Source organism: Microbacterium sp. zg.Y909, from assembly GCF_024626565.1.
Genome location: NZ_JANJFJ010000556.1, coordinates 1 through 2,191, shown reverse-complemented (window position 1 = coordinate 2,191; position 2,191 = coordinate 1). Strand labels below are relative to the sequence as shown.

Annotated in this window: 3 protein-coding genes; all 3 read left to right on the top strand. The window is 70.7% G+C overall.

The features are described 5' to 3' along the window. On the top strand, nt 1–450 hold a 450-nt coding region (locus NQ160_RS22755; protein ID WP_257517300.1), incomplete at its 5' end, for a carbohydrate ABC transporter permease. Further along, entirely contained in the window at nt 450–1,346 is an 897-nt protein-coding gene (locus NQ160_RS22750) for a carbohydrate ABC transporter permease (protein WP_257517299.1), read from the top strand. The genes NQ160_RS22755 and NQ160_RS22750, both read left to right, overlap by 1 nt. Next, on the top strand, nt 1,343–2,191 hold an 849-nt coding region (locus NQ160_RS22745; RefSeq protein ID WP_257517298.1), incomplete at its 3' end, for a BadF/BadG/BcrA/BcrD ATPase family protein. The genes NQ160_RS22750 and NQ160_RS22745, both read left to right, overlap by 4 nt.

Here is a 2,191-nt window from a genome sequence, read left to right as displayed (position 1 = left end):
GGCAACCCGCAGACGGCGATCTGGGTGGTCGTGTTCGTGACCGCCTGGCAGTGGATCGGGTTCCCGGTGCTGCTGTACGGCGCAGCGCTCGGCGGCATCCCGCAGGAGCTCGATGAGGCCGCGTCGCTCGACGGCGCGACGTCGTGGCAGCGGTTCCGCTCCGTCACGCTGCCGCTGATGATCCCCGCGATCGGCACCGTGAGCGTGCTGACCTTCATCGGCGCGATGGAGGCCTTCCCGATCCCGTACGCCCTGGGCGGTTCGCAGGGCAACCCCGCCGGCGCCACCGACGTGCTGAGCCTGCTGTTCTACCGCACCGCCTTCGAGTCGGGGTCGTCGAACGCGATCGGCACGAGCTCGGCGATCGCGACCCTGCTGTTCCTCTTCATCTTCGGCATCGCGGTGGCCTTCACCGTCATGCTGCGCCGGGCAGAACGGAAGCTCTTCTGATGACCGCCACGCTCACCCCCACGACGCGCTCGCGGCGCGCGGCATCCGCCGGTGCAGAGGCGCCCCGCAGCAGACCCCGCGCGACGGCGGGCGGGTTCGCCGCCAGCACGTTCCTGTGGCTGTACGCCGCGATCTCGATCGCGCCGCTGCTGCTCATGGTGTCCAACTCCCTGCGTACGACGCAGGACATGGCCCAGCACCCCCTCGGCCTGCCGCTGCCGCCGAACTTCACCAGCTACCAGAAGGCGTGGGTGACGGCGTCGTTCGACACCTACTTCTTCAACTCCATCTTCGTCACCGTGGCATCGGTCGTCCTGTCCACTGCCGTGTCCCTGCTGGCCGCTTACGCCTTCGCGCGCACGCGGTCGCGCATCTTCACCACGCTCGAGGGACTGTTCCTCTCGGGCCTCATGCTGCCGGTGTACCTGGCGATCCTGCCGCTGTTCTTCCTGCTCGACTCGGTCGGCATGATCTCCAACCTGTGGGGCCTCATCCTGGTGTATGCCGCTCTCGGCATCCCTTTTTCGACCTTCGTGCTGGCGGCGTTCTTCCGGCAGCTGCCGATCGAGCTCGACGAGGCTGCCCGGTTGGACGGGGCCGGACCCTTCGCAACCTTCTGGCGGGTCCACCTGCCGCTGGTCAAACCCGCGATCGCCACGGTCATCGTCTTCCGATTCGTGCCGGTGTGGAACGACTTCTTCTACCCGCTGATCCTCATCCGCGACCGTGACGCGTACACGCTGCCGGTGGGCATCACCCGGTTCTTCGGTGAGTACCAGACCGACTGGGCGACCCTCTTCGCGGGGCTGACGCTGGCGACGATTCCGCTCGTCGTGCTCTTCCTCTTCGCCACCAAGCAGATCGTGTCGGGCCTGACCGCGGGCATGAGCAAGTGACGTCGTTGCTCGGGCTCGACATCGGCGGTTCGGGGAGCCGGGTCGGGTTGCGCCTCGAGGGTGCGCCCTCGGGGGAGCGTCTCGAGTTCTCGGGAGAGCGCATCGGCGTGACGGATGGGGGCAGCACGGTGCCGGGCGCCGTGACGTCGCTGGTGGCGCGGGCTGCGCAGGAGTGGCCGGAGGTCGTCGCGGAACTCGCCGGCGTCGGGGTGGGCGCGACGGGTCTGGCGACCCTGGTCGCCGAGCCGGAGCGGTTCGCCGCAGCCCTGTCGGCCCAGCTTCGTGAGCTGACCGGGCGGCCGGTGGCGGTGGCCGTGGCCGTGGATGCCGTGACCGCGCATCTGGGCGCGCTGGGCGGCGAAGCCGGGGCGATCGTGGCGCTCGGGACCGGTGCGATCGCCTTCGGCACGGACGGCCGCGACGTCTGGCGGCGGGTGGACGGGTGGGGGCACCTGCTGGGCGACCGCGGCGCCGGCGCCTGGGTCGGCCTGCAGGGACTCATCGCGGCGATGCGCGCCTATGACGGAGTGGATGCCGCAGGCTCCGAACTGCTGCGGGCGGCCCGGGAGCGACTCGGTGATCCGGTCACCTGGCCGTCGCAGCTGTACACCCGGCCGGATCGCGCCGGCGTGCTGGCATCCTTCGCTGCCGATGTGCTGGCACTGGCAGCCGCCGGTGACGCTTCGGCAGCGGCGATCGCGGCAGAGGCGGGGCGGGAGGCCGCGCGCAGCGGCGTCGCCGCGCTCGAGGGGTCGCTGCCTGCGGTGATCGCGACCACCGGGGGAGTGTTCCGTGCCGGGGGCGTGCTGGCGCAGGCGTTCGAGCAGACGGTCGCGGAGCTGCGT